This window comes from Photobacterium proteolyticum (genome assembly GCF_001939735.1).
GTDB lineage: Bacteria > Pseudomonadota > Gammaproteobacteria > Enterobacterales > Vibrionaceae > Photobacterium > Photobacterium proteolyticum.
The window spans coordinates 125,510-149,626 of record NZ_MJIL01000088.1; the positions used below are offsets into that span (position 1 = coordinate 125,510).

The following is a 24,117-nucleotide window of genomic DNA, read 5'->3' on the forward strand; positions in this document are numbered from 1 at the left end:
CATACTTTATGTGTAATAAGACAATGTTAACAAAGCAGATTTTTGACCGTTGCGAATATCGCCCTGTGAGGGTAGCTTTAACCTTGTAATAATTTGTCTAGTTATTAATAAAGGGCTCATCATGTCATTGACGAGAAGGATCTGCAGTGGGTTGGGGCTCATTTACCTGACGTTGCTCTGTATGCCTGTACAAGCTTCTGCCACCAGCGAGAGGGAGAAGGTCGGCCTGGTGCTAAGCGGGGGCGGGGCAAAAGGGGCTGCCCATATCGGGGTACTGGCTGTGCTCGAAGAAAACCGTATCCCGGTCGATGTAATTACCGGCACCAGTATGGGCGCCTATGTCGGTGGTATGTACGCGATGGGATTGTCTGCCGAAGAGATAAAAAACCGCACCCTTGCCGCGGACTGGCAAAGTGGTTACGAAGACCGTGCCAGCCGCAATGATTTAATCCTCAGGCGCAAAAAGCAGAGTGACGATTACCAGATTTATGCCGATATCGGCTTGAGTCTTGATGGTGAGTTCCAGGCCTGGCCCGGCGCGTTTCAGGGGCAGGGGATGGCAGTACTGCTGCGTAACCTGACTGATAATCTGCCGGAATTGGCCAGTTTCGATGATCTGGCGATACCCTACCGGGCTGTTGCGACCGATATTGCAAAAGTAAAACCTGTGATGATCGACAGTGGCCACCTGGCCGAAGCGATGCATGCCTCTATGACGGTGCCGGGAGCCTTGAAGCCGGTGAATTGGCAGAACCATCTCCTAGTCGATGGCGGTGTGGTCAATAACATGCCGGTGGATGCGGCCCAGCAGCTTGGTGCCGATGCGATCATAGCCGTTGATTTGCGCGATGCGCTGTTTGAGGAAGGAGAGCTCGACAGTGCACTGAATATCATTGCCCAACTGACGACTTTCATGACCAACAGCAGTGCGGATCAGCAAAAGTCAATGATGAAGCCGGATGACGTATACCTTGCGCCCGAGGTCTCCTTTATGCTTGCCCCGGATTTCGACAAGATGGAGCAGGCCTATATCGCAGGAAGAAAAGTCGCCCTCGAGGCTTTGCCCAATCTGCGTCGTTTTCAGCTCTCGCCGGAGGACTACCAGGCCTATCAGAAACGCAAGTATGACCGTCGCAGCCAGGTCAGTGCCAGTTCGGCTTATTATATAGACAGGATCGATATTGAGAATCATACTTTGCGTTCGGATCAGGCGCTGATTGCCTTGCTGGACTTAGAGGTTGGCCGGGTGATTTCCAACGATGAACTCGAACAGGCGGTGAATAGACTTAATGCCCAAGATATCTTTGCCCGAATTACCTATCAGATTAAACAACAGGACGATGAGAACGTCCTGACCGTCAATGTGAGCGAAAAATCATGGGGGCCGGGCTACCTCAATTTCAAGTTTTCCTTTGAAGATGACTTTGCCAACCGTTCGGATTTCGCCTTTGGTGCCCAGTACATCTATACCGATTTAACCGATAAGGGCGGTGAGTGGCAGTTTGACTGGTTGCTCGGGAGCTGGAAGAAGATTAGCACCGAATTGTATTTCCCTCTTGATTATCAGAAAAAACATTTCACGTCATTCGGACTTGGCTGGAACCGTGAGAACCGCGAGTTTAGTCTGTCAGAGGAGCAGAGGCAGCAGATAGGTCGTGAGGATCTGACTGTCATTGATGCTGAGTACCAGCAACTCAGAGGCTTTGTCGAATTAGGCTGGAATATACGTCCATGGAGCGCGATTGCGCTGGGCTATAACGGGATCAGTGGTGAGGCCAAGGAGCTTGACGGTGATAATGACAGACAGGACTATACCGCCCACGGTCCTTACCTGTCGTTTGTCTACGATGATCTGAACAACTTCTATTTCCCCACCGAGGGTATCTTGCTTGAAGCCGATGTCGGTTATAGCTTTAGCAATAGCACGCTCAATAACGAGCCGTCTATCGACGGGGAGACTATCTATTATGATGTCCTGATGATGAAGCCCTTTAACTACCAGCGTCATACCCTGGTGACAACCTTCAAGGCCGGCGGTTCGGAGTCCGATGAGCTTATTCCGATTTACGTTCAGGATCTTGGCGGGTTGTTTAACCTGTCTGGTTTCCATCGCTATGAGCTCAACGGCCGCTATCGCCTGTTTGGTGCGCTTAACTACCGTTATCGCCTGCTGGATAATGATTTCGGCGCATTTTCGGCTCCCGTGTATATTGGTGGCTCCATCGAGCGCGGTGGGGTGTGGGATGACAGCAGTGATATTAGCTGGGAGAGCAGTATCGGAGCGGCGAGTGTCTTTCTTGCTGTCGACTCGCTCGTGGGGCCGCTGTACCTGGGTTACGGCCAGGCTGAAGCCGGAGAGAACTCCGTCTACCTTTCTGTGGGGAGTTCCTTTAATTAACTCAATTAAATGGATATTTTGACAATTCACTGACATTTAACCTGGTTAACCGGGCAAAATAGATCCTGATATAACCTTTGTCCCTTTCGAAGATAGAGATGAAGTTTCCCGGTATGGATGTCGGGACTTTTTCATCAACCCACCCTTTCGAAAAGCAATATATGAGTTTTTGCGAGCCTACACCGGCTCGCTTTTTTTTTGCTTGCACTTTGTCGGTCTCTGGCCCCGTCGAAGATTCTTTGTGAACCCGCCTGCAAATTCACAAATTCAGTCTGCTGAATACTTTCCTCAAATCCGCTAATTGCGAGGTTATCGCCGTTCTGTCTCCTGTTGAAAAACATGATGAAGTTCAAGGTTCAACATATTGAATATCAGTAATGTTTCATAATGAAACAGCACGGAGAGAGGCGGTGTTTCAAGTTGAAACAAATAGGGCTAAGTAACATCCCCTCTGTGGCTGACATACCATCAGATTCAACATTACCCCGCCAGAATAATAAGGATAGAACGATGAAAAAGATGATTAACCAAGTCGATAACGTGGTTAAGGAGCAACTGCAAGGTGTTGCCAAAGCTCATCCTGAACTCGAGGTGAGCCTGGATCCAATGTATATCGTCCGCGGCGAGCGCAAGGCAACCAAGGTTGCCCTGGTATCTGGCGGGGGAAGCGGCCACGAGCCGATGCACGGTGGTTTTGTCGGCAAAGGTATGCTGGATGGTGCCTGCCCGGGGGAGATGTTTACTTCGCCGACACCTGATCAGATGTATGAATGCGGCCAGAAAGTTGATGCGGGTGAAGGTGTTTTGTTTCTGGTTAAAAACTATACCGGCGATGTACTGAATTTTGAAACCGCGGTCGAGCTGCTCCATGCCGAGGGAATCAAGGTGCAGGCTACCCTGATTGATGATGATGTAGCGGTGAAAGATAGCTTGTATACCGCCGGACGCCGCGGTGTGGCGACAACGGTACTGGCCGAGAAGATCCTCGGGGCGGCTGCCGAGGAAGGCTACGACCTGAATAGAATCAGCGGGTTGGCGAAGAAAATTGCCAATCGTGGTCGTTCTCTGGGCATTGCGCTATCGGCCTGTACAGTACCGGCGGCAGGAAAACCTAGCTTCGAGCTGGATGAAAAGGAAATCGAATTCGGGGTCGGGATCCACGGCGAGCCGGGCATCGAGCGACGGGCATTTACCGACGGCGATACCATCACCGGCGATATGATGAGCGAGATCCTGGATAACCAGCCCTATGAGCGTACAGTGCGTCGCTGGAACAATGACAGTGGTGAGTGGCAGGACGAGTCCTGGGTGACAGAGCCTCTTCAGGCCGGTGACCGGGTGATTGTGCTGGTCAACAACCTGGGAGCGACCCCGCAGTCCGAGCTGTATATGGTGTACCGTAAGGTGGCGGAAATCCTCGAGCCGCTGGATATTACTATCGAACGCAGTCTAATCGGTAGCTATTGTACCTCGCTGGATATGCAGGGCCTATCGATTACGTTGCTGAAAGTCGATGACGAGATGCTTTCGCTATACGACATGCCGGTCAATACACCAGCGATGCGCTGGGGCTGCTAAGCGTGGAGAAGGATATGATGACAATAAGCAAACAACAGATTGTTCGGTGGCTTGAGTTAGCCGCCGAGATCTTCAAGGAACAGCAAGATTTTCTCACCGATCTCGACCGCGAAATCGGCGATGCGGATCACGGCCTTAATATGAACCGTGGCTTCCAGAAAGTACAGGAGAAGCTACCCGGTGTCGCCGACAAGGATATCGGTACAATCATGAAAACAACTGGCATGACACTGCTGTCGAGCATTGGGGGGGCCAGCGGTCCGCTATATGGCACCTTTTTTATCCGTAGTGCCACCAGCGTTATGGCCAAGGAGGAGCTGAACCTTGCCGAGCTGACCCAGATGCTCCAGAACGGGGTCGACGGGATTGTCCAGCGTGGTAAGGCTGAAGTCGGTGACAAAACCATGGTCGATACCTGGCACGGAATTCTTGAGAGCCTGAACCAGGATCAGGAAAGCAGCCTTTTTGATACCCTCGACAAGGCGGTGGCCGAAGCGGAAAAAGCGATGAAGGGCACAATCCCACTTCAGGCGAAGAAAGGACGGGCAAGTTATTTGGGCGAGCGCTCGATCGGACATCAGGATCCGGGAGCAACTTCCACCTATTTGCTCTTCTCGGCATTGCGCAGTGCCGCTGTGCAATAGTCGCGTTTCTTTGCGGTTCGAGGTGGCATCAGGCCACCTCAGTTAAGGTTAGATTATGGTCAGTATTGTAATTGTTTCCCACAGCCCGGACTTGGCCAAAGGTGTCCATGCCCTGGCATCCCAAATGACTCAGGGCAAGATCAAGATCGCCGTCGCGGCAGGGGTGGATGATCCCGACAACCCAATCGGCACTGATGCTATCGCCGTGATGATGGCTATCGAAGAAGTTTATACACCACAAGGTGTATTGGTATTGGTGGACATGGGCAGCGCGATCCTAAGCACCGATACCGCCCTGGAGTTGCTTGATAGCGAGCAGGCGGCCAACGTTTATGTCTGTGCGGCACCGTTGATAGAAGGCTGTATGTCTGCCTGTGTGGCTGCCGCAGCCGGGATGTCTCTGGAAGAGGTGAGCAGTGAAGCACATAATGCGCTGGTGGCGAAATACACCTTGCTGGAACAGACGGCTCATCTTCCCGGCAAGGACGGTGAGCAGAGCGGCGAGCCGTTACTTCAATCTGCAACCGAAGAAGAGATGGCTTTCGAGTGGCGGGTGAGAAACCCTCACGGGATCCATGCCAGGCCAGCTTCTGCCATTGTGGGGGCTGTCAGCCCCTATGACGCCCAGGTCTGGCTTGAATGCCACGGCAAGCGTGTCAGTGCCAGGAGTATCAACAGTATTGCGCTTTTGGGCGTAGAGCAAGGTGACAGCCTGACCTGTATTGCCAACGGCAATGAGGCTCAACAGGCTCTGCAGGCTTTTGTTTCTCTGGCGGAAAACCATTTTAACGAGTCGATAGACAAACCGGATGTTCAGGCCGATCGGGTGCCGACAAAAACAGCCAAAGGACAAGTGAGTCGTCACCAGGATGGCCGCCTGAATGCGATTGGTGCCTCCGAAGGGATCGCGATAGCACCTGTCTGGCATTACAAAGTCAGTATGCCCAAAGCCCGGGAGCGAGACTACCTCGGTTACGGACGTGAATGGGCCTTATTTTCTGAAGCCAGTGGCGCAGCCCTGCAGACTTTGGCTGAACTGGCCGAGCAGACGGCAGAGAAAGGATCGCAGTCCGATAGTGATATTTTTACCGCCCATAGCCAGATTTTGACCGATCCCGAGCTGGTGGACACGATACGGCAGCGACTAAAAGAAGCGGTGAATGTGGAAGTCGCCTGGTCTCAGCTTATCGAGCAAACCGCGCAGGCTTATGAAAGCTCATCCAGTGACTATATGAAGGCGCGAGCCAATGATGTCTATGACGTCGGTCGCCGGGTGATGGGGCTGCTGACCGGTGAGGGCGAGCAACCCATCGAGCTTTCCGAGCCGGTGATCCTGGTCGCAACCGATTTGTCGCCCTCAGATACAGCCCGTTTGGATCCGGCTATGGTGAAAGGCATTATCCTCGAGCAGGGAGGAAGTACCTCGCATTCGGCGATTCTGGCTCGATCTCTCGGTATTCCTGCGGTTGTCGGGCTGTCGGGAATAATGGCCCAAAGCCAGGAAGGTCAGGTTGCCGTTCTTCGCGGCGGTAGTGGCGAGGTGTGGCTGACCCCAACGGCGCAACGGCTTGAAAAAGCACGCCGTGAGCAGGACGAGTTTGAGACTCAGGGTGAGCTGGCCATGGCGAAGACCATGGAAAAGGCAACGACACTGGATGGCAGGACAATCGATATTTATGCCAACCTGGCCAGTCAGGAGGAGGCCGAGCAGGCAATAGCGCTTGGTGCCGAAGGGGTTGGGCTGGTGCGCAGCGAGTTCATTTTTATGGGCAGCGATCAGCCCCCTTCCGAACAGAGCCAGTTTGAAACCTACTGCCAAATAGCAGAGACGTTTGGCGACAAGCCCGTCATTATCCGCACCCTGGATATTGGTGGCGACAAGCCATTGACTTACATGCAGCAGGGAGAAGAGGAAAACCCGTACCTCGGTTGCCGTGGTTTGCGCCTGTGTCTGCAGAATGTTGACGTGTTCAGGCTACAGCTTAATGCTCTGTTACGGGCCCGGGCCAAGTGTTCCAACTTGCAGGTCATGTTCCCCATGGTAGCGACCATGGAGGAGCTGAACCAGGCCAAATATCTGCTCAATAGCTGTTACGAAGCCCTGCAGCATAGCGGGATCCCGGCTGTGATGCCGAAAATCGGTATTATGATTGAGGTACCGGCGGCAGTGGCCAATGCCAGACAGCTGGCCGAGGAGGTAAGCTTTTTCAGCATCGGCACCAATGATCTTACCCAGTATGTGATGGCTGCAGACCGGGGCAACGACAGGGTTTCCTATCTGGTCTCTGCCGCGCAGCCCGCGGTATTGCGAATGATTGAGCAGACGGCGCAGGCCGCCCGGGAGGCGGGGATCTCTGTCGGGATCTGTGGTGAGATGGCTGGCGATCCCAAATTGACCAAGGCGTTGATCGGCATGGGGGTAAGTGAGCTGAGCATGAGCCCGAATCGTATCGCAGCGGTTAAGCAGGCGGTCAGGGCGACAGAGAGCAAACAGGCCACGGAGCAGGTGCAAGAGGTGCTCCGTGCCAGCACATTGAAACAAGTCATGGCATTGCTGTAATTATACCCAAGTTACCTCAAGGTGCTGAAATTAGCATCTTGAGGCAGCATGGGTATATGTGCTACTTGTAATCACTCATCTCGAGGCCGTAGTGTTTCAGCTTGCGCCACAGCGTCGTTCTGCTGATTTGAAGATCGTCGCACATCTTGCTGATTGTCCCGCGGCAGAGAATCGCAGAGCGAATGATGGTATTTCGCTCTGCGTCTGCCAGGTTATTGGACGACTGCGGCTGGCCTTTGTCTGGATCTTCGGTGGCGGTAAGAAGGATACTATCAGGCAGATCGCCGGCCTGAATGAGCGTGCCTTGGGCAAAGTTGGCGGCTCGTTCGATAACGTTTCGAAGCTCACGGTGGTTACCGGGCCAGCGGTAGTTTTCAAGATACGACATGGCCTCCTGGCTGGCATGTAAAGGGTGTTTTTTCTCGGCCGTGAGAAGCATGAGGTTTCTTTCCACCAGTGCCGCCACATCTTCTCTACGTTCCCTTAGTGGCGGAACCGGAATATCAAACGTCTGGAGTTCCAGGAGTAACTGTCCGCGGAAATGCTTCTCCGTGACGGCCTGGGCGAGATCGATCGTCGACGAGGCAATAATACGGACGTCGACCGACACAATGTTACCGTTCATCCTGTTGAGCAGACCGGTCTTTAGCAAGTGAAGCAGGGCGGCCTGTACCTCGGCGGAAAGGCACTCCACCTGATCGAGAAACAGGGTGCCGCCGTGGGCCAGCTCGAATTTTGATGCCGCGGCACTGTCTCCTTCCAGTATGGCGCCCAAAAACTCCGTGGCCATCAGCTCCTTGGGGATCGCCTGGCAGTTGATGGCGATAAATGGCTGATCCTGCCTGTCGCTGGCGTTGTGAATTGCCTGGGCTAGATGGCTTTTTCCCAGCCCGTCCTCGCCGTGAAGCAGGACGGGGCCGCGCCCTCTGGCCGCATGGCGAGCCTGGCGTATTGTCCGTTGCATGGCGTCTGAGACTCCGACGATATCGTCGAATGTCAGCCTTGCGCGGTTTCCTGCGTGGTGATGGATCAGATCTCGAATATGTTTGAGCGGATAGAGCAGGGCAATGTAGCTGTGGGTTTCATTCTGATCATTTTTTACAATTTTGAGCGATACCACCAGGGGGATCAGCTTGCCCTTGCATTCGATGGTGGTTTCAACCATATCAACCCCTTTGCCGCGTCTGATGGCCTGCTGGATGCTCTGCGGCAGTGTCATCACGGTGCTGATATCTCTGCCTGATTCCCCGGCTCCCAGCCCCAGCAATTCACGCCCCTTGCGGTTCAGGTAATGGATTTTTCCGTTGGGGTACCATGCCAGCACACCTTCTGCTACGCCTTCTAGCAGGACATGTACCTCGGACAGGTGCTGGTTTGACTCCGTCAGCATATTGTCGGCGCGCACCTGGCTGGCAATGTCGCGTGCGGCAGAGTGGATCAGGCCCAGAGCGGACACACTGGCTTTCTCGGCTGGCAGTACCAGGGCAATACAGCCCTGCGCCGAGCCGTTACCGTCAAACACCGGAGCGGCATAGACGGCAAAGTCGTGCAGTGCCTGCTTGAAATGTTCATAGCCGATGGTCTGGGTGGCCTTGGCAAGGTGCCTGGCACTGGAAACTGCGTTGTTGCCTATAATACCTTCCCGCCAGTAACTGCCCTCCAGAATCCCGAGATTATGGAGTTTATGCTGCATATCGGCAGTCGCACAGCTGTAGAGGGTACAGCCGGTTTCATCGCAGATCAGCAAGGCGCAGCTGTCGTTTTCCAGGTATTCGTAAATATCTTCAATGGCCGGAACGGCAACATTCATCAATGCCGCTTTGCTTTTCAGAATCGAATCGAAGGTGACGCCTTTGGCCCGGTGAGGCCTTGGCCAGTGATCATGGCGCTGCTGGCGGCGGCATCGTGCCCAGACCTGCTGTAAATGCGGATCAATATCGGGAAGGCTGGCCTCGACAGACGGTTGCGAGACAAATGCGTGCCAAATGGCCTTGGTCAATGCTTGGCGAGGGTGCATAGAAAATATAGCGACTGGTTCAATGTGGGCAGCATTGTAGCGTTATGCTCAGCAAAAGAATGATGCCCGGATTGGAAAACGATGGATTCAAGGGTGGAAAAACTGGGTGTTCGTCTGTTTCCTGTTCATTGATATCAGGTAGTTACCACCGCACTATACTTAAAAAATAACTATCTACCAGGCTGGGGTACGGTGGCGCAGTTACTCCTTTTTCAGGCAGGGACCATGAAAATAACATTGATCATCGGCATGATATTGCTGGCCGGCTTGGTGGCCGGGGTTTGGTATAAGGAACAGGGACGCAACCTGGGGCCTTCGGCATCGCGAGGTGGCGGTACGCCGAGCGTTGTAGTGGCGGTGGTGAGCCGCCAGAGCGTCCGCCGCGAAGTCGAGGCGCTGGGGACGATAAAATCCCGTGAGTCGGTGGTGCTGTCGGCAAAGGTTACCGAGAAAGTTGAACAGGTCCACTTTCGTGACGGTCAATTGGTGAGTGCCGGTGATTTGCTGGTCACCTTGAGATCGGGGGAGCAGAAGGCCAAGGTGCGTGCAGCCAAGGCCAACCTGAAAGAGCAGCAGCGCGAGTATAAACGGATTGAAGGGCTGGTCAGGAGCAATACGGTTGCCAGCTCCGAGCTGGATAAGCTCTATACCGATATTGAGATCGCCCGCGCGGTGTTGGCGCAGAATCAGGCAGAGCTGGATGCCCGATTTATTCAGGCGCCGTTTGCCGGTGTGCTGGGGTTTCGCCAAATCAGCCCCGGAGCGCTGTTAACACCCGGAACGATGATCACGACACTCGATGATCTTGCCAAGGTGAATCTTGATTTTACGGTACCGGAGCAGTTTATCGGCCAATTGCGGCTGGGATCGGACATCGAGGGACAGGTTGCTGCATTTCCCAAGCGCCAGTTTGCCGGTCGAGTAACGGGCATTGACAGCCGGGTTAACCCGTTGACGCGGGCGATTGTCGTGCGGGCTGAAATTAACAACCCTGATTTAATGCTCCGCCCCGGAATGCTCATGACCCTGAGTCTGATTGTCGAGAAGAGAGTGGGGCTGGTGGTGCCGGAGGAGGCTTTGGTACCCCGTCAGCGTCATAACTATGTGTTTGTCGTCAACAGTGACAATGTTGTTGAACAGCGCCAGGTTGATATCGGCTTTCGCAGCCGGGGGGAAGCCGAGATTCTCGGGGGCGTGGCGGAGGGCGAGCAAATCATCACCCGGGGCATCCAGCGGGTGAGGCCGGGCCAGGTTGTCGAGACCCGTACCAGCGAGCGGTTTAGCTACCAGGAGGCGGGCTGATGTTGCTGACGGATATATCGGTCAAACGGCCGGTGTTTGGCTCGGTGATCAGCCTGCTGCTGATCACCTTCGGCCTGGTGGCCTATGACAAGCTGCCGCTGCGCGAGTACCCCAATATCGATCCACCTATCGTTACCGTCTCGACCAATTATCGCGGGGCGTCGGCAGCGATTGTCGAAACCAGTATTACCCAACTGGTAGAAGACAGGATCTCCGGCCTGGAAGGGATCCGCAATATCAGCTCGCAAAGCCGCGACGGTCGTTCGACGGTTACCCTGGAGTTTGGAATTGGCCGCGATATCGATGCGGCGGCCAATGATGTCCGGGATAGGATTTCAGGGGTCCTGAACAATCTGCCGGAAGAGGCCGAGCCGCCGGAAGTACAAAAAGCGGCGGGGAGCTCGGAAGTGATCATGTGGTTGAACCTCGTTTCCGACCGGATGGGAACCCTGGAGCTGACCGACTACGCCCGGCGCTACCTTGTCGATCGCTTTTCGGTGATCGACGGCGTGGCCAATATCCGGATTGGTGGTGGCAAGGAATATGCCTTGCGGATCTGGCTCGACCGGCAGAAGTTGGCGGCCAGAGGCTTGACCGTGGCAGACATCGAAGATGCCCTGAGAGCCGATAATGTCGAGCTACCGGCCGGTTCCCTTGAATCGCAGAGCCGGCAGTTTTCTATCCGTACCCAGCGCAGTTTCGTGGCGCCGGAAGACTTTGCCAAGCTGGTGGTCGGGGCGGGAGCCGATGGCTACCTGATTCGGCTTGGTGACGTTGCCCGGGTGGCGTTGGCTGCTGAAGAGGAGCGCATCACCTTTCGCGGTAATACTCAGGATATGATTGGTCTGGGTATTAACCGGCAGTCGACGGCAAACACCCTACAGGTGGCCAAGGCTGTTAACGATATGGTCGACAGACTCAATCCCACCCTGCCCGAGGGGATGGAAATCAAACGATCCTATGATTCGTCAGTCTTTATCCAGGCCTCGATAGACGAGGTCTATAAAACCTTGTTTATTGCCCTGCTGCTGGTGGTACTGGTGATTTATCTTTTTCTCGGCAGCGTCCGTGCGATGCTGATCCCCGCGCTGACGCTGCCGGTGTCTTTGATCGGCAGTTTCATCGTGCTGTATGCGCTGGGCTTTACCATTAATCTTTTGACCTTGCTGGCACTGATTTTGGCTATCGGTATCGTAGTCGATGATGCGATTGTGATGCTGGAGAATATTCACCGCCGGATTGAGCTGGGAGAGCCGCCGCTCAAGGCTGCTTTCCTTGGTGCCCGGCAGGTCAGTTTTGCCATTATTGCCACAACGGCTGTCTTGGTATCGGTGTTTTTGCCGGTGGGCTTTTTGGAGGGCGATCTGGGCAAGTTGTTTCGCGAGTTCTCGATAGCTATCAGTACTGCCGTGATTTTGTCGTCGCTGGTTGCCCTGACGTTGAGCCCGATGATGGGCTCCAAGATCATGCGGAAAGTAGAACATGAGCCCTGGCTGGTGAGGAAGGTCGGTCGTATTTTGGTGTCGGTTACGGCCTTTTATCGGCAGGTCTTAGATAGCTGGCTCAAGCGTCCCTATCTGATTGTCGGGGTCATGATGTTAGCCTTGGCCGGCAGTGGCTGGCTGGCGAGCCGGATCCCGTCGGAGTTTGCCCCGAGGGAAGATCGGGGAGCAATGTTTATCATCATCAACGGCCCGCAGGGGGCGAGCTACGAATTTATGCAGCCGTACATGAATGAGATTGAGCACCGGTTAATGCCTCTGGTGGCATCCGGCGAAATCAAGCGCCTCCTGGTACGTGCCCCGCGAGGATGGGGGCGGATTGAGGATTTTTCCAACGGTTTTGCCATTGTGGTGCTGGAAGATTGGGCCAAGCGACGCGGAGCTTCGGCAATAATCGGAGATATTCGGCGGCAGTTGGCTGATTTGGCTGGTGTACGCGCCTTTCCGGTGATGCGGCAGCCGTTTGGCCGCGGGGTGGGCAAACCGGTGCAATTTGTCTTGGGCGGCGGCAGCTATGAAGAACTGGCCCAGTGGCGGGATATCTTGCTCGATAAAGTCGCTGCCAACGCGCAGCTTACCGGTATTGATCATGATTACAAGGAAACCAAGCCTCAACTGCGTATTCAGATCGATCGGGACCGGGCCGGGGATCTCGGTGTGTCGCTGCGGGAAATCGGCCAGACGCTGGAGTCGATGCTGGGCTCGCGGTTGGTGACGACCTACAAGTGGCGTGGCGAAGAGTATGACGTGGTGATTGAGGGACAGCGTGAAAGACAGAATACGGCGGCGGATCTCAGTAATTTGTACGTTCGTTCGGACCGCAGTGATGAACTGATCCCGCTTGCCAGCCTGATCACCGTGACGGAATTCGCCAGCGCCCCCCAGCTTAACCGTTATAACCGGGTAAGGGCTATTACCTTAGAGGCCAACCTGGCAGAGGGGTATACCCTGGGAGATGGCCTGGCCTACCTCAATGATCTGGTCCGGCAATATCTGCCTGCCGATGCGGTTGTAAACTACAAAGGCGCGTCGCAGGATTATCAAGATTCCAGCACCTCGGTATTGTTTGTCTTTGCCTTGGCACTGGTGGTGGTATTTTTGGTGCTGGCGGCACAGTTTGAAAGTTATATTCACCCGCTGGTCATTATGCTGACGGTGCCCCTGGCGACATTCGGGGCTTTGCTGGGGTTATATTTCACCGATCAGAGTCTGAACATCTATTCGCAGATCGGTATCATCATGCTGGTCGGGCTGGCGGCGAAAAACGGGATATTGATTGTTGAGTTTGCCAACCAGCTGCGCGATCAGGGAACCAAGTTTGAACTGGCGATTGTGGAGGCTTCTGCGGCTCGCTTACGGCCGATTTTGATGACGGCGATCACCACGGCAGCAGGAGCTGTTCCCTTGATCCTGGCTACCGGTGCGGGTGCCGAAACACGGTTGGTGATTGGTATCGTTGTATTGACCGGGATATTGGTAGCGACTTTCTTTACTTTGCTGGTGATCCCCGTTGTTTATAGTTTGTTGGCGCGTCATACCAACAGCCCAGAGTTTGTGGCACGTGAGCTGGAACAACAACTTGCTGAAGATAATACTGTTGAGTTTAAAAATCTGGGCTAGGCGGCTTGGTAGCTGAAAAATTCAGAGTGCCAGATAGCGGAATCTGTTGCTTCGTCCGTACCCGATTGCTGCGTGCGTGAGAGGCTGGGTAAGCCAGAGAATAGAATATCAATACAGTGATTAAATTCACTAAACCCCATAGGCTGTTGTTGAGCTCTGTTTTGCTGAGGTTTTTTTGGGGTCTTGTCGGGAACAATATTTACATTACGCATTTTACACTCCACAGCCATTTATTCAGGTTAATACCAATCAAAGTGTGGTTGTAGTATCGGTAGTGAATATGACAATCAGATGTCGAAATGATGAGAAGTTTGTCACACATCGTTTTTTTAATTAGATAAAACAGTCAAGTAGATACACCGTTGATCATATCTTTTTATCTTTTAAAGTTCGGCCTCTTAATTTACCGAATTCACTCGTTGTTAATTTTTTACCATTTTTTGTTACATTCTGGGGTAAACAAGAGTCGCTTCAATCTAGGCGGTTAATTGAATGATGAAGGTGGCCTGGAAGAACCTCTGGGATCTCTGTTTCGTCGATAATGTCTTCCTTTACCAATTGATAGCCATTAAGTGCATTGATATGCATATAACCAAATCACAAAATGTGATATTTGTTCCAAAAATTGGCGACATTTTATAAAAAAAGGATTAAAACAGTCATATAGGGGGTTTGCGCACATTTCCCCGAAAAGTTCATTCTCATTTTATGATTGAATTAGGCTACAGAAGAAATATTGTTTACCTCTGTGTCTGAGGTTAGGGGATTCACACTTTCGAGCATATTTTCCAGATTCAGCATGTCTTCTTTTTCCTCGAATACATAATGCCCCGTCAATTGAATATGACCCCAGGCGACCGGCGAAATATTCGATAATAACTCGATTACGCTGTCATTTTTCTGCTTCTCGAAACGCTCTACAAGACCCGACAACAGTGCCGAATTATAGTAGATAATGCAGTTGGCAATCAGGCGGGCACAATCATTCCATTGCTCAATCTGGTAATCACTCCCACCTCGTAACTGATCCCCGTTGAGGTTGCCTATTGCACGGCGGAGTTGATGGTAGGCTTCGCCACGGTTCAGCGCCTGCTGAACAAACTGCCTCAAATCTTTTCTGTCAATATAGTCAAGCATGTAGAGGCACTTTATCAAGCGGTCATATTCACGCAGTGCAGCGAGAGTCCGGCTACCCCGCTTACTGTTTGACAGCTTTCGTATGATAACGTGCTGTTCCGTTGATTTACGGCTCAGAGAGCAGGCAATATGTTGGATCCGGCCCCATTCTTCTTTGATTAGCTTTATTCGGATTGGTTTTTTAAGCCTAATATCAAGCTCTCCATCTATGTTTACCTCAAACAGGTTTTCAAAGGCATGCTTGAACTTGGCGTACCTGGGTGAAAACTGGTATCCAAAAATATCCAAGATAGCGAAATTCACATTATTGGTGCCGTGGTTGTCTGTAGCCAGTGACCTAGGCTGAATGTCACTGCTGTTGTTGTACAGTAAGTCAAACGCGTAGTGTCCTTCGTATTCATTGGCCGATATCACAATTGTATTCAAAGGCACATGATTTGACACCAGCGTCATAGCAGAAACCCCTTTGCCTTTCCGGAAATACTTTGCGGAGTACCTTGCTTTAAACGTATTAATACGACACGCATGTTTCTGTCCATCGATACTGCCAAACGGTGCCGATTCATTGATGGTGTAGTAGCGGAAAATGGGGAGTCTGGCGAGAGCATTCGAGATCAGATCATTAGCTGCCCCGGTTGTTTCCGGTCTGATGTAGCTGTCATTGACAGTCCGCAGAACACCGATACTTCTGTCTGACGAAGAGGCAAGGCGATGCAGGCCGTAGTTTGCACCATTTCCAAAGATGCAGGCAATAAGATCGTGACTTCTCGCTTCCGTGTTTCTTTTTCTTGATGAGAGACTCTCGAATGCATCAAGATACCCAGTTTTTTTGCTGACGTAGTTCATGATGTCAATGATCCCCATATGCTGAATTTGGCTGTATACGGGGTTGTCCAATGGCGTTTTCCAACGTCGGTTTGCCAAACTCCAGGCAAGACGGCTGGAACGGGGCTTAACACGGACAAAATCATTAGCATCCGCGTTTATGTTAGCAGTTACCTTGCTCAGCTTTTCAACAAAGCTACTCTCAAGCTCTGCCAGGGTGTGCCCAATAGAATTGGAGAGCCGTTCAAGCCCTGTATTCTCTATCAGAGACGATTTTTCCTTTTCCCATAAGTCTACAGGGATAAGATCATCTTCAAGTCGTTTGTTACGCTCACTTTCACTGACATACACGTTGCCACTCTCTATCATTCCTGCGATTTTACGATAAAGGTAATATTCAAACCTGATGGGATTGGTCTCTCCGTCAGCAACGAGGTGTTCCAAATCTTTATGCGTCACTAGCCTAAGATCCATCGACGTCAGTTTCCTATCGGCGCGTAGCTCTGTCCTTGCATTTGAAATTTGTGCATTTAGAGCTGGCTGGCCAGCCTCACATTCAATGTCGATAGCCAGAAACAATTTTCTCAGGCTACCTGCTGTCTTGCGTGACTGGCTGTCAGTGTATTGCCACTGGTAATCCGCCCGGTTAAAGCGGCCATCAACCAGATGGGAGCTGACCAGAAACATTTCTTCCTGGCTCATTGTGGAGAAGGCAATTTTTCGGATCTCCCCGAAAGTCATGTCGTCACTGATACTGTCGTCGGTAAAATATCTGAGGACATTTCCAGCAGATTTAAGCGTATCCTGAATAACGTCCAGCTCTTTGGCAACACGCGACTTGGCGGATTCTATCCGGGACTCGTGATGTTTTCTGACTAGGTAGTTAAAACTCGATACCAGCCGATCATTGGCTTCCCGGTAACGGTAGAAGATATAGCAGGAAAGGTAGAGCAGCCCCTGCCACTTGGGATACCGTCGTAGCTGGAAGGTTGAGCCCGTCCGGACAAGAGAAGAGTAATAAATCATATTTCCACGAGACAGACCGAGTTCAGCCAACAACTGTTTCACCTCCGGATAGACTGTACGAAGGAGTTGCATTGTGTTCAGTTCACTCTCCAATTCTGATGCACTGAAATCTCGGGCTGTTCCTCTTAATCCTGACAGACCGCTTAATATCCCCTTGCCATTCAATATATGGCTGAGTTTTTCCTGGGTTATCGCAGACATTCTTTCTGACAATATCTGGGAGGTACGGTTCCTTTCTGCCGTCAAGGCCGACGTCACAAGATCCTGCAGAGTACTGTAGCCCGGCAGAGTGATGCGATTCTGACCGAGAAATGCTAGGCATTCATCAAGAATGTATTTCGGCTCCGTGCTAATAGTGGCCACATCGGCTAGCCGAAGGGACAGCCGACGGGTTTGTTCATGTTTCAGCGGGCGAAACCCTAGAACAGAGAGCATTTTTGACACCATACCAGCCCTTGCTCCCTTGGAGACAGTCCAATCCCACCTCGGTATGTCGAGTTTGAAGGCGTCGCAGATATAACGTGTATCTTCTTCTGCATCACACAACCGAAACCGGGGTATCACAGGTTTTGCCCTAAAATACCCGATAAGGAGGATCATATATATTTTGGTTTCTGTTTTTTGTAGCCCGTCGACAATGGTCAGCAGACTGTCATCTAAAGAGAAGTATTCCTCCCGCTCGATCTGGCTGAATACAGGTAATCGATATAGTTCATCGATCTCTTCTTCCGTCAGGAGTTGTATCCGCTTACCCATACCGTTTGTCATGTATACCTGCTGCCCTTAATTTCTTAGTGCTTTCTGGTTCTGGGTGGTAAATGTCTGGAGTAAAAATATTTTGCCTATTGAATATCTGCCAAGTAAATAAAACGAGGGTTTTATTTACTTGGCGAAGCGTAGGTCAATAATGACCATACTTCGGGAATAAGGCAGTAAACATACTCAGTAAAGAAAACAATGTTAAAATACTCCTGAGTATAACGACTAAATTAACCTTTTCTAAGGAAAGCCATGCTGATCGGTTATGCACGCGTCTCAACAGACGATCAAAATCTAGCTTTGCAAAAGGATGCCCTTAATCAGATCGGATGTGAGAAACTATTTGAAGATCACATCAGTGGTGCAAAATCGGAGCGTCCGGGTCTGGAACAGGCGCTGCAGTATGTGCGGAAAGGTGACATCATCGTCGTGTGGCGATTGGATCGTCTCAGCCGATCTTTGAAAGATCTCATCGAAATGGTGACGAGCCTAGAATCCCGAGGCATTGGCTTGAAAAGCCTTCAGGAGTCTATCGATACCTCGACAAGTTCCGGCAAGTTGATATTTCATTTATTTGGAGCTTTGGCAGAATTCGAGCGCAACCTTATTAGGGAAAGAACTCAGGCAGGGCTTCAAGCAGCAAGAGTTAGGGGGCGTAAAGGTGGCCGTCCCAAAGCACTCACCACAGACAAGCAGGCTTTGGCTGTAAAACTCTATGGCGAGAAAGAACACACAGTGGGGCAGATTTGCGAAATGATGGGTATCTCAAAACCGACACTCTACAAATATATCGAGTCGGCCAAAGGCAAATGATCGAAGCTGGCATCTTGCCCCAGATATCGCACACAGAGCAAACTGTTTGTCGGCCAGCTGGTATCGTAACTCAAAATTGGACATAAACGTGCCGGTAGTTTTGCTAAATTAGCTACTGATGAATTAGTACAAGTATCCCAAAAACAGCGACCACCGTTTTCTATCGGTGGTCGATTTGCACGGAAACGGACAATTTTGAGCAATGCGCAACACGATAGTGGTGACTGTCACTGTACGAAATAATTATAAACATACAAAACTATCACACACTTAAAAGTTAAAATAGTTCTATCTCTTAGTTGACCGCCTAACTCACAATAATTAAAAATCAAAGAAAAGACAGGACCTAAGATGGAACTTTAGAAAGGCCCGTTGCTTAAGTTCCTGCCGATGAGATAGCTTATTAGTAGCTTAATCGAACTATAATAAACAATATAATTCAAAACACTTATAGGAGTCTAAATGAAAAACGACGGTTTTTCTTTCCATGACTTTTTATCTTGAAGCATTCAATTTTACCTATATTTCTTGTTGAATTCACATGTGTTCCGCAGCAAGGTTGAGAATCAATAGAGTCAATTGTGATTATTCTTAGATTAGATTCAGCAGGACACCCGATAACGGAGTTATATAATTTTGAATTCCTGTATTCGCTGGCACTCATATTTCTTGAACTAACATTCAGGTCAAAACTCACACATTCTTCAATATATCGATTAATATCCTCCTTTGTAATAGTTAACTCAGGTAGATTGAAGTCAATTTTGCACTCATTACCGAATATTCTACACCCGGTAACAGGGGCTTTTATAAACGAAGTAACTAAATGCAATGTAGTGTGCATTTTTTCATGATTAGATCTTAATTCTTCATCGATTGAAAGCGAAACTTTATGTCCAACGAAATTGACCATTATAGGCTCTGATACTTTATGGAGTATTTCTGATCCGTCATCAGAATAAAAGACTTCAACTATCCCCAAGGTTTCTCCAGTAGGCAAGGTTAGAATACCTTGGTCGCTAGATTGACCTCCACTCCTTGGGTAAAAGTATGTTTCTGAAAACGTTACGATATTCTGTGATATTGAAGTAACCGTTGCATTAAATTCTAGAATATCTTGGTTATCGATGTACAACGGTTGATTAGGCATATTCAACATATTGATCCTTAATTGATGGCTGTTTTGACTTCAAAAGGTTATACAGGCCATAAATATTTAGCATATAAAGACTAGCTTGGGTTCCATTGGATGTATCTGAACCGGTTATAAACATATTAGGTTTTCGATGAAAAGCGATATTTATTGATTCATCAAATGTAATATCAACTTTATGAACACCTTCTTCATCAGTGTTTTGTATATAACATTCTATACATTCAATAACTTCGTTGTTCATATCAATAAAATGACAACTCTCTAAGTTAAATCCTTTTGAATATACTATCAACTCATTCATGTGGTTAACAATCGCTGATGCGTGAAAGGGCTTAATGCTCTCCTTGGAGTTAATAACTTGAACTTGATTGCTTACGCGAACAATAGAATTACTATTGATGTCTGACGTAATCACAGAATATGGAGAAATGATTACATTATCTCCGATATTTATTGGTCCTAGTATCCGAGTATATGCACCGACTTCAACATTATTTCCAATTGATGGGTGACGTTGACGACGTTCATTACTTGCTATGCCTCGAGCCCCTATAATGGTTCCTCCAAGAATATAGCAATTATCACCAATAATTGATGTTTCACCAATTGTAATTCCATACGAGTGATCTAACACCAAGCTATGTCCAATTCTTGCTCTGGGATGAATATCTATTCCAAACCTTTGCCTTGAGATTTCAGTCAGCTTAAAAGCTGCTTCAACATAGATTTGATGATCTTCATCCATGTTAATAAGCATGTGAGATAAACGATATATAACAATAGCGGAAAATGCTGATGAAGTGTTGACTAACATTTTAAGCATACCATTTGATGCAGGGTCTTTTGACTCTATAGCCGCAAGATCCAAAAGAAGCTCATCGAGAACAGAAAACCATTTTTGAGTATGATAAAAGTCATAAACCTTCTTGAATCTAAAACCACAGAGATGCTCGCCAATTAAGTTATGCACTTTTCTAATTAAAAGCTCTCGCAAATCATCGTTGTTCATTATCCACTCCATGAAATATCATCAATATAAGAGTCAACATTATCATAACAGAATGTAAGAATGTTTTTTCCCCTAACATCTTCTATCCCAGCTAACTTTTTTATACCTGCAATATTCGCCGCTGTAGATAAACCTATAGACAGAGATTCTTTTCGCGCCAAATTTACAATTTCGTTTACACAATCGTTATAAACTACGTGAATTTATTTATCTATGACTTGGGTGTTTAGTGTTTCTGGTATTAAGCCAACTGAAAGCCCCTGAATTTGATGGAATACATGTTTATCTTCAAGCAGTGAACACCCTTCCGGCTCAATGGCAACAACTTTCGCTTCTGGAAACCTAGACTTTAGTTCCTCGCCAACACCTGAAATATGACCTCCAGAACCAATACCCGCCACCATAAAATCGACACTATTTGCTCCAATCTGGGAGAATATCTCCTGACTTGTGTTAGACTTATGAGCGCCGGGATTAGCAGAGTTCCTTTGCTGATTGAGCCAAACGAAATCTGGATTCTGTGATTGAATTTCCTGAGTTAAATCACCATGAGAGTTATTCCCTAAACTACTGTCAGATTGAATCACTTTCGCACCGAACATCCTTAATAGCTTCATTTTGCGAGGCGAGTAGTTATCAGGGATGACTAGGATCACTTTATAACCTTTTAAATTGGCAGCCATAAGTAAACCTAGTCCAGTATTGCCTCCCGTCCCTTCGATAAGGGTTTGACCAGAACCCGGTATTAAGATGCCTTTCGATTCTGCATCTTCTATCATGTTTAGTGCGATTCTAGCTTTGTGGCTTCCACCTGGATTGAATGACTCCATTTTCATGAAAACATTGCAGTCAAATTCATCAGACAACGATTGAACCCTAACTATTGGTGTATTTCCTATTTGTTCTAAAATATTATTTGAAATCATTTCCTGCCTCGAATGACAACTGACGTTGATAATTATTATTTATCTGATGTATGATATTTTGTATATGAAATCCCAATCAACATTAGCAGCACAAGCATCATAAATGTACTATTTACACTCTCACCGGCAAATGTTGAACCAATATATATTGCAACTACAGGAAATATAACAAACACATAAGATAATATTGTTGGATTTATTCTTTTAAGTAAGTAAAAGTAAGCTAGGAATCCACCCACAGAGGCGACCAAACCTAGATAGAATAATCCAAAAATACTTTGCAAACTGAAATCTGAAACACTCCACCCTTCTACGAAATAACCTAGAGTAGTCATTCCAATTCCGGCCAACCCAATAGGTAAAGTGTTAAAGGTCAACACGCTAACATTCTGACCATGTTTTCTTGTTAGGACATAACACAATCCATGTAGTGCTGCAGCTCCTGCAACAAAAATAATCCCTGTGTAGTTATTGAAATCAATATCCATCCCTTGATTTATTATAATTAACAGTAAAGACGAAAACCCTATAAATATCCCTAAAATTTGCTGTTTATTACATTTCTCTTTATTAAAGATAGCAGAGAAAATAATAATAAATACTGGCATTGTACTAAACAACAATGAAATCAGACCTGAGCTAACATGTGTCGATGCATACCCAATCAAGAAATATGGAAGCGAAAAGTAAAACATTGTAATAAACCAGAAAAACTTCATTTTTCCTTTAGGATATAAAATAGGTTCTTTTTTACTTATAGCGATGAGGTAAAAGAAAGGAAAAGCTATAACAAATCGCATCCCGGATGCAGTTAGAGGTGGGATTGATAAAGTGGCGTATTTAATTCCAATCCAAGTAGTCCCCCAACAGACACAGACAATTGCATAAAGAATAAAATATATTAAATTCTGTTTTTTTATTGCCGGGACGACAAGTTTACCGGAAGACTTTTTCACTACTATTTCTGACATATTATGTAACCTAGCGTTGTGATAAGATGAGCTTTGGTATGAGCGTGTCGGGTGTCAATAAACACTCCTTCTGAGCACTTAGTATTTTTATGTAAAAGGTTTTGGTCAATATGGGAAATGATATAATATCAATTTTGATTAAAGAGCTATCATCTACATTCGATCCAAAGTACAGAATAATATATAAGTGCATTTCCCGATTAATTAGAGAAAATGTACTTATTCCGGGGAGTAAGTTACTACCGCATAGACAGTTGGCCATGAAGATAAATGTGACAAGCGTCACGGTTTCAAAGGCATACAAGGAGCTTGAAAAGGAAGGACTAATCATTGGAATTGTCGGAAAGGGAACCTTTGTGAATGACGGCAAACTCTTGAACGATGGGGAAGGTGAGTTTAAAAATTACCATCGAAACCTTACCTCTATCGACCTTTCAAAGAGTTCAAGCATACATACTGTCGAGGTACTAAATTCAATAGCTAAGGTAAAGGACGAAGTAAACCTTGCAACGATGTTCGATAACTACTTAGGAGAATATGGGCCAGAGTTAGGTTTTATTGAACACAGACAATCAGGATTGAACTGGTTGTCACATAGTGGAGTAAAGGGGAGTGTTAGTCAGATTGCATGTACAAATGGTGCTCAACATGCTCTTTTATGCAGTATGTTAATGGCTACGAACTCGGGCGATACCATTGTTACAGATGACTTCACCTACCCTGGCTTAATTCAAATTAGCAAACAACTAGGTCGCAAGGTTGTGGGCATTTCCTCTGATGAATTCGGGATGAAACCTAGCGAACTCAGCGATTTTTGTAGTTGTAACTCTTGTTCTACTATATATCTTTGTCCTCAAATTCAAAATCCTACTGGTTTGATAATGCCCGAGTTCCGCAGAAAAGAGATTGTTGATGTTTGTAGGGAACATAACATAGTAATTATCGAGGATTCAGTTTTCGGCATATTATCAGAAACAGACATTCAACCAATACAAATGATTGCACCTGAAAGGACAATGTTGATTACCAGTTTAAGTAAAATTTTCATGCCTGGTTTAAGGGTTGGTTATCTTTATTTTCCTGAAACATTCACTAAGAAAGCCACTGATCTGCTACGTGATACTTGTTGGATGGCATCACCAGTTAACCACCAAGTAGCATCCATACTTATCAATAGTGGCAGGGCTTTTGAGATTTTAAAAATTCAGAAAAATGAAATTTTAAGGAGAAAACAAATAGTTGAGGGCTCTTTGAATAAAATCAATTACACAACTAGCAAATATAGTCCTCATTATTACCTACAATTGCCAGAAAATAAAAAAGCTTCAGTTATAGTTGAAAACTTAAAAAACTTTGGTGTATTTGCTCTTACCTGTGCTTCATTTTCTGTATCAAAGAAGAATAAAGACCGATTCATTCGAGTCAGTATTAGTGGCCATAATGACGATAGGGACCTTCTATTCGCCTTTGAAAAATTAAAAACTGCAATATTAAGTTAACTCGTACACGTATTAATCCCACGGCTCTCCAATAATCTTCTGGTTTTACTATGATTATAGTAACTCTAGAGCATATAGAGCTTTGTTAAAACAAAGTTCGCCCGACAGTAAATCGTCAGTTGTAGCAGAATGGCATTTTGAAATAGAAATGCGACTTCTAGGCTAGAAGTAGTTTGTTGCGTAACACCCGTTTCTGGGAGTTAACGAGCACCACTGGTTAGCTGTTCGACATGAGAATATGTATCGCAAATCCGCTGGTGCGATCTGTCAGTAAGTAATTACGTTAACAAATTTTGGTCGAGTAGACGACACTTGTTACCAAGTGCCGCCCCTCTAAGAACCGTACGTGCAACTTTCACTGCATACGGCTCAAGC

General features: G+C 48.1%; 15 protein-coding genes. 8 read left to right on the top strand and 7 right to left on the bottom strand.

All coding sequences use genetic code 11. From position 1 onward, the window contains the following. Window positions 1-121 precede the first annotated feature (121 nt). The 4 genes from BIT28_RS19825 (at window position 122) to ptsP (ending at window position 7,180) form a co-directional block, all read left to right on the top strand. Window positions 122-2,398 (top strand): patatin-like phospholipase family protein, encoded by a 2,277-nt coding sequence (locus BIT28_RS19825; RefSeq protein ID WP_075766677.1) that lies wholly within the window; start codon window positions 122-124, stop codon window positions 2,396-2,398. A gap of 510 nt (window positions 2,399-2,908) precedes the next feature. Beyond that, complete coding sequence (gene dhaK / locus BIT28_RS19835) at window positions 2,909-3,976, top strand: dihydroxyacetone kinase subunit DhaK (RefSeq protein ID WP_075766679.1); 1,068 nt, start codon at window positions 2,909-2,911, stop codon at window positions 3,974-3,976. A gap of 14 nt (window positions 3,977-3,990) precedes the next feature. Further along, complete coding sequence (dhaL, locus tag BIT28_RS19840) at window positions 3,991-4,620, top strand: dihydroxyacetone kinase subunit DhaL (RefSeq protein WP_245823795.1); 630 nt, start codon at window positions 3,991-3,993, stop codon at window positions 4,618-4,620. Window positions 4,621-4,675: 55 nt separating this feature from the next. Further along, entirely contained in the window at window positions 4,676-7,180 is a 2,505-nt protein-coding gene (gene ptsP, locus BIT28_RS19845; protein WP_075766680.1) for a phosphoenolpyruvate--protein phosphotransferase, read from the top strand. A gap of 61 nt (window positions 7,181-7,241) precedes the next feature. Here ptsP and dhaR read toward each other — a convergent pair whose 3' ends face one another. After that, window positions 7,242-9,197 (bottom strand): dihydroxyacetone kinase operon transcriptional regulator DhaR, encoded by a 1,956-nt coding sequence (dhaR, locus tag BIT28_RS19850; RefSeq protein ID WP_075766681.1) that lies wholly within the window; start codon window positions 9,195-9,197, stop codon window positions 7,242-7,244. Window positions 9,198-9,422: 225 nt separating this feature from the next. Here dhaR and BIT28_RS19855 point away from each other — a divergent pair, with 225 nt between their 5' ends. Beyond that, complete coding sequence (locus BIT28_RS19855; RefSeq protein WP_075766682.1) at window positions 9,423-10,499, top strand: efflux RND transporter periplasmic adaptor subunit; 1,077 nt, start codon at window positions 9,423-9,425, stop codon at window positions 10,497-10,499. Further along, window positions 10,499-13,621, top strand: coding sequence for an efflux RND transporter permease subunit (locus tag BIT28_RS19860; protein ID WP_075766683.1), 3,123 nt, complete (start codon window positions 10,499-10,501; stop codon window positions 13,619-13,621). The genes BIT28_RS19855 and BIT28_RS19860 overlap by 1 nt, the downstream gene beginning before the upstream one ends. Here the strand turns inward: BIT28_RS19860 and BIT28_RS19865 are convergent. Further along, window positions 13,618-13,833: a hypothetical protein gene (locus tag BIT28_RS19865; RefSeq protein ID WP_075766684.1), complete on the bottom strand. Its 216-nt coding sequence runs from the start codon at window positions 13,831-13,833 to the stop codon at window positions 13,618-13,620. The two genes, BIT28_RS19860 and BIT28_RS19865, sit on opposite strands and share 4 nt — an antisense overlap. 505 nt (window positions 13,834-14,338) lie before the next feature. Beyond that, complete coding sequence (locus BIT28_RS19870; RefSeq protein WP_075766685.1) at window positions 14,339-17,377, bottom strand: Tn3 family transposase; 3,039 nt, start codon at window positions 17,375-17,377, stop codon at window positions 14,339-14,341. A gap of 243 nt (window positions 17,378-17,620) precedes the next feature. Between BIT28_RS19870 and BIT28_RS19875 the strand changes: the two genes are divergently transcribed. After that, window positions 17,621-18,181, top strand: a complete 561-nt coding sequence (locus BIT28_RS19875) for a recombinase family protein (RefSeq protein WP_075766686.1) — start codon at window positions 17,621-17,623, stop codon at window positions 18,179-18,181. A gap of 448 nt (window positions 18,182-18,629) precedes the next feature. Here BIT28_RS19875 and BIT28_RS19880 read toward each other — a convergent pair whose 3' ends face one another. The 4 genes from BIT28_RS19880 to BIT28_RS19895 all read right to left on the bottom strand — a co-directional run bounded on the left by BIT28_RS19880 (window position 18,630) and on the right by BIT28_RS19895 (window position 22,243). Beyond that, on the bottom strand, window positions 18,630-19,340 hold the full coding sequence (locus BIT28_RS19880) for an alanyl-tRNA editing protein (RefSeq protein ID WP_075766687.1): 711 nt from the start codon (window positions 19,338-19,340) through the stop codon (window positions 18,630-18,632). Further along, window positions 19,324-20,346, bottom strand: coding sequence for a serine O-acetyltransferase (locus BIT28_RS19885; RefSeq protein WP_075766688.1), 1,023 nt, complete (start codon window positions 20,344-20,346; stop codon window positions 19,324-19,326). The genes BIT28_RS19880 and BIT28_RS19885 overlap by 17 nt, the downstream gene beginning before the upstream one ends. A gap of 203 nt (window positions 20,347-20,549) precedes the next feature. Further along, window positions 20,550-21,272 carry a PLP-dependent cysteine synthase family protein gene (locus BIT28_RS19890; RefSeq protein WP_217696646.1) on the bottom strand — a complete coding sequence of 241 codons (723 nt, stop codon included), beginning with the start codon at window positions 21,270-21,272 and terminating at the stop codon, window positions 20,550-20,552. A gap of 35 nt (window positions 21,273-21,307) precedes the next feature. After that, window positions 21,308-22,243 (bottom strand): DMT family transporter, encoded by a 936-nt coding sequence (locus BIT28_RS19895; protein ID WP_083651975.1) that lies wholly within the window; start codon window positions 22,241-22,243, stop codon window positions 21,308-21,310. A 110-nt stretch (window positions 22,244-22,353) separates the two neighbouring features. Between BIT28_RS19895 and BIT28_RS19900 the strand changes: the two genes are divergently transcribed. Beyond that, window positions 22,354-23,742: an aminotransferase-like domain-containing protein gene (locus tag BIT28_RS19900; protein WP_075766689.1), complete on the top strand. Its 1,389-nt coding sequence runs from the start codon at window positions 22,354-22,356 to the stop codon at window positions 23,740-23,742. The last annotated feature ends 375 nt before the right edge of the window (window positions 23,743-24,117 follow it).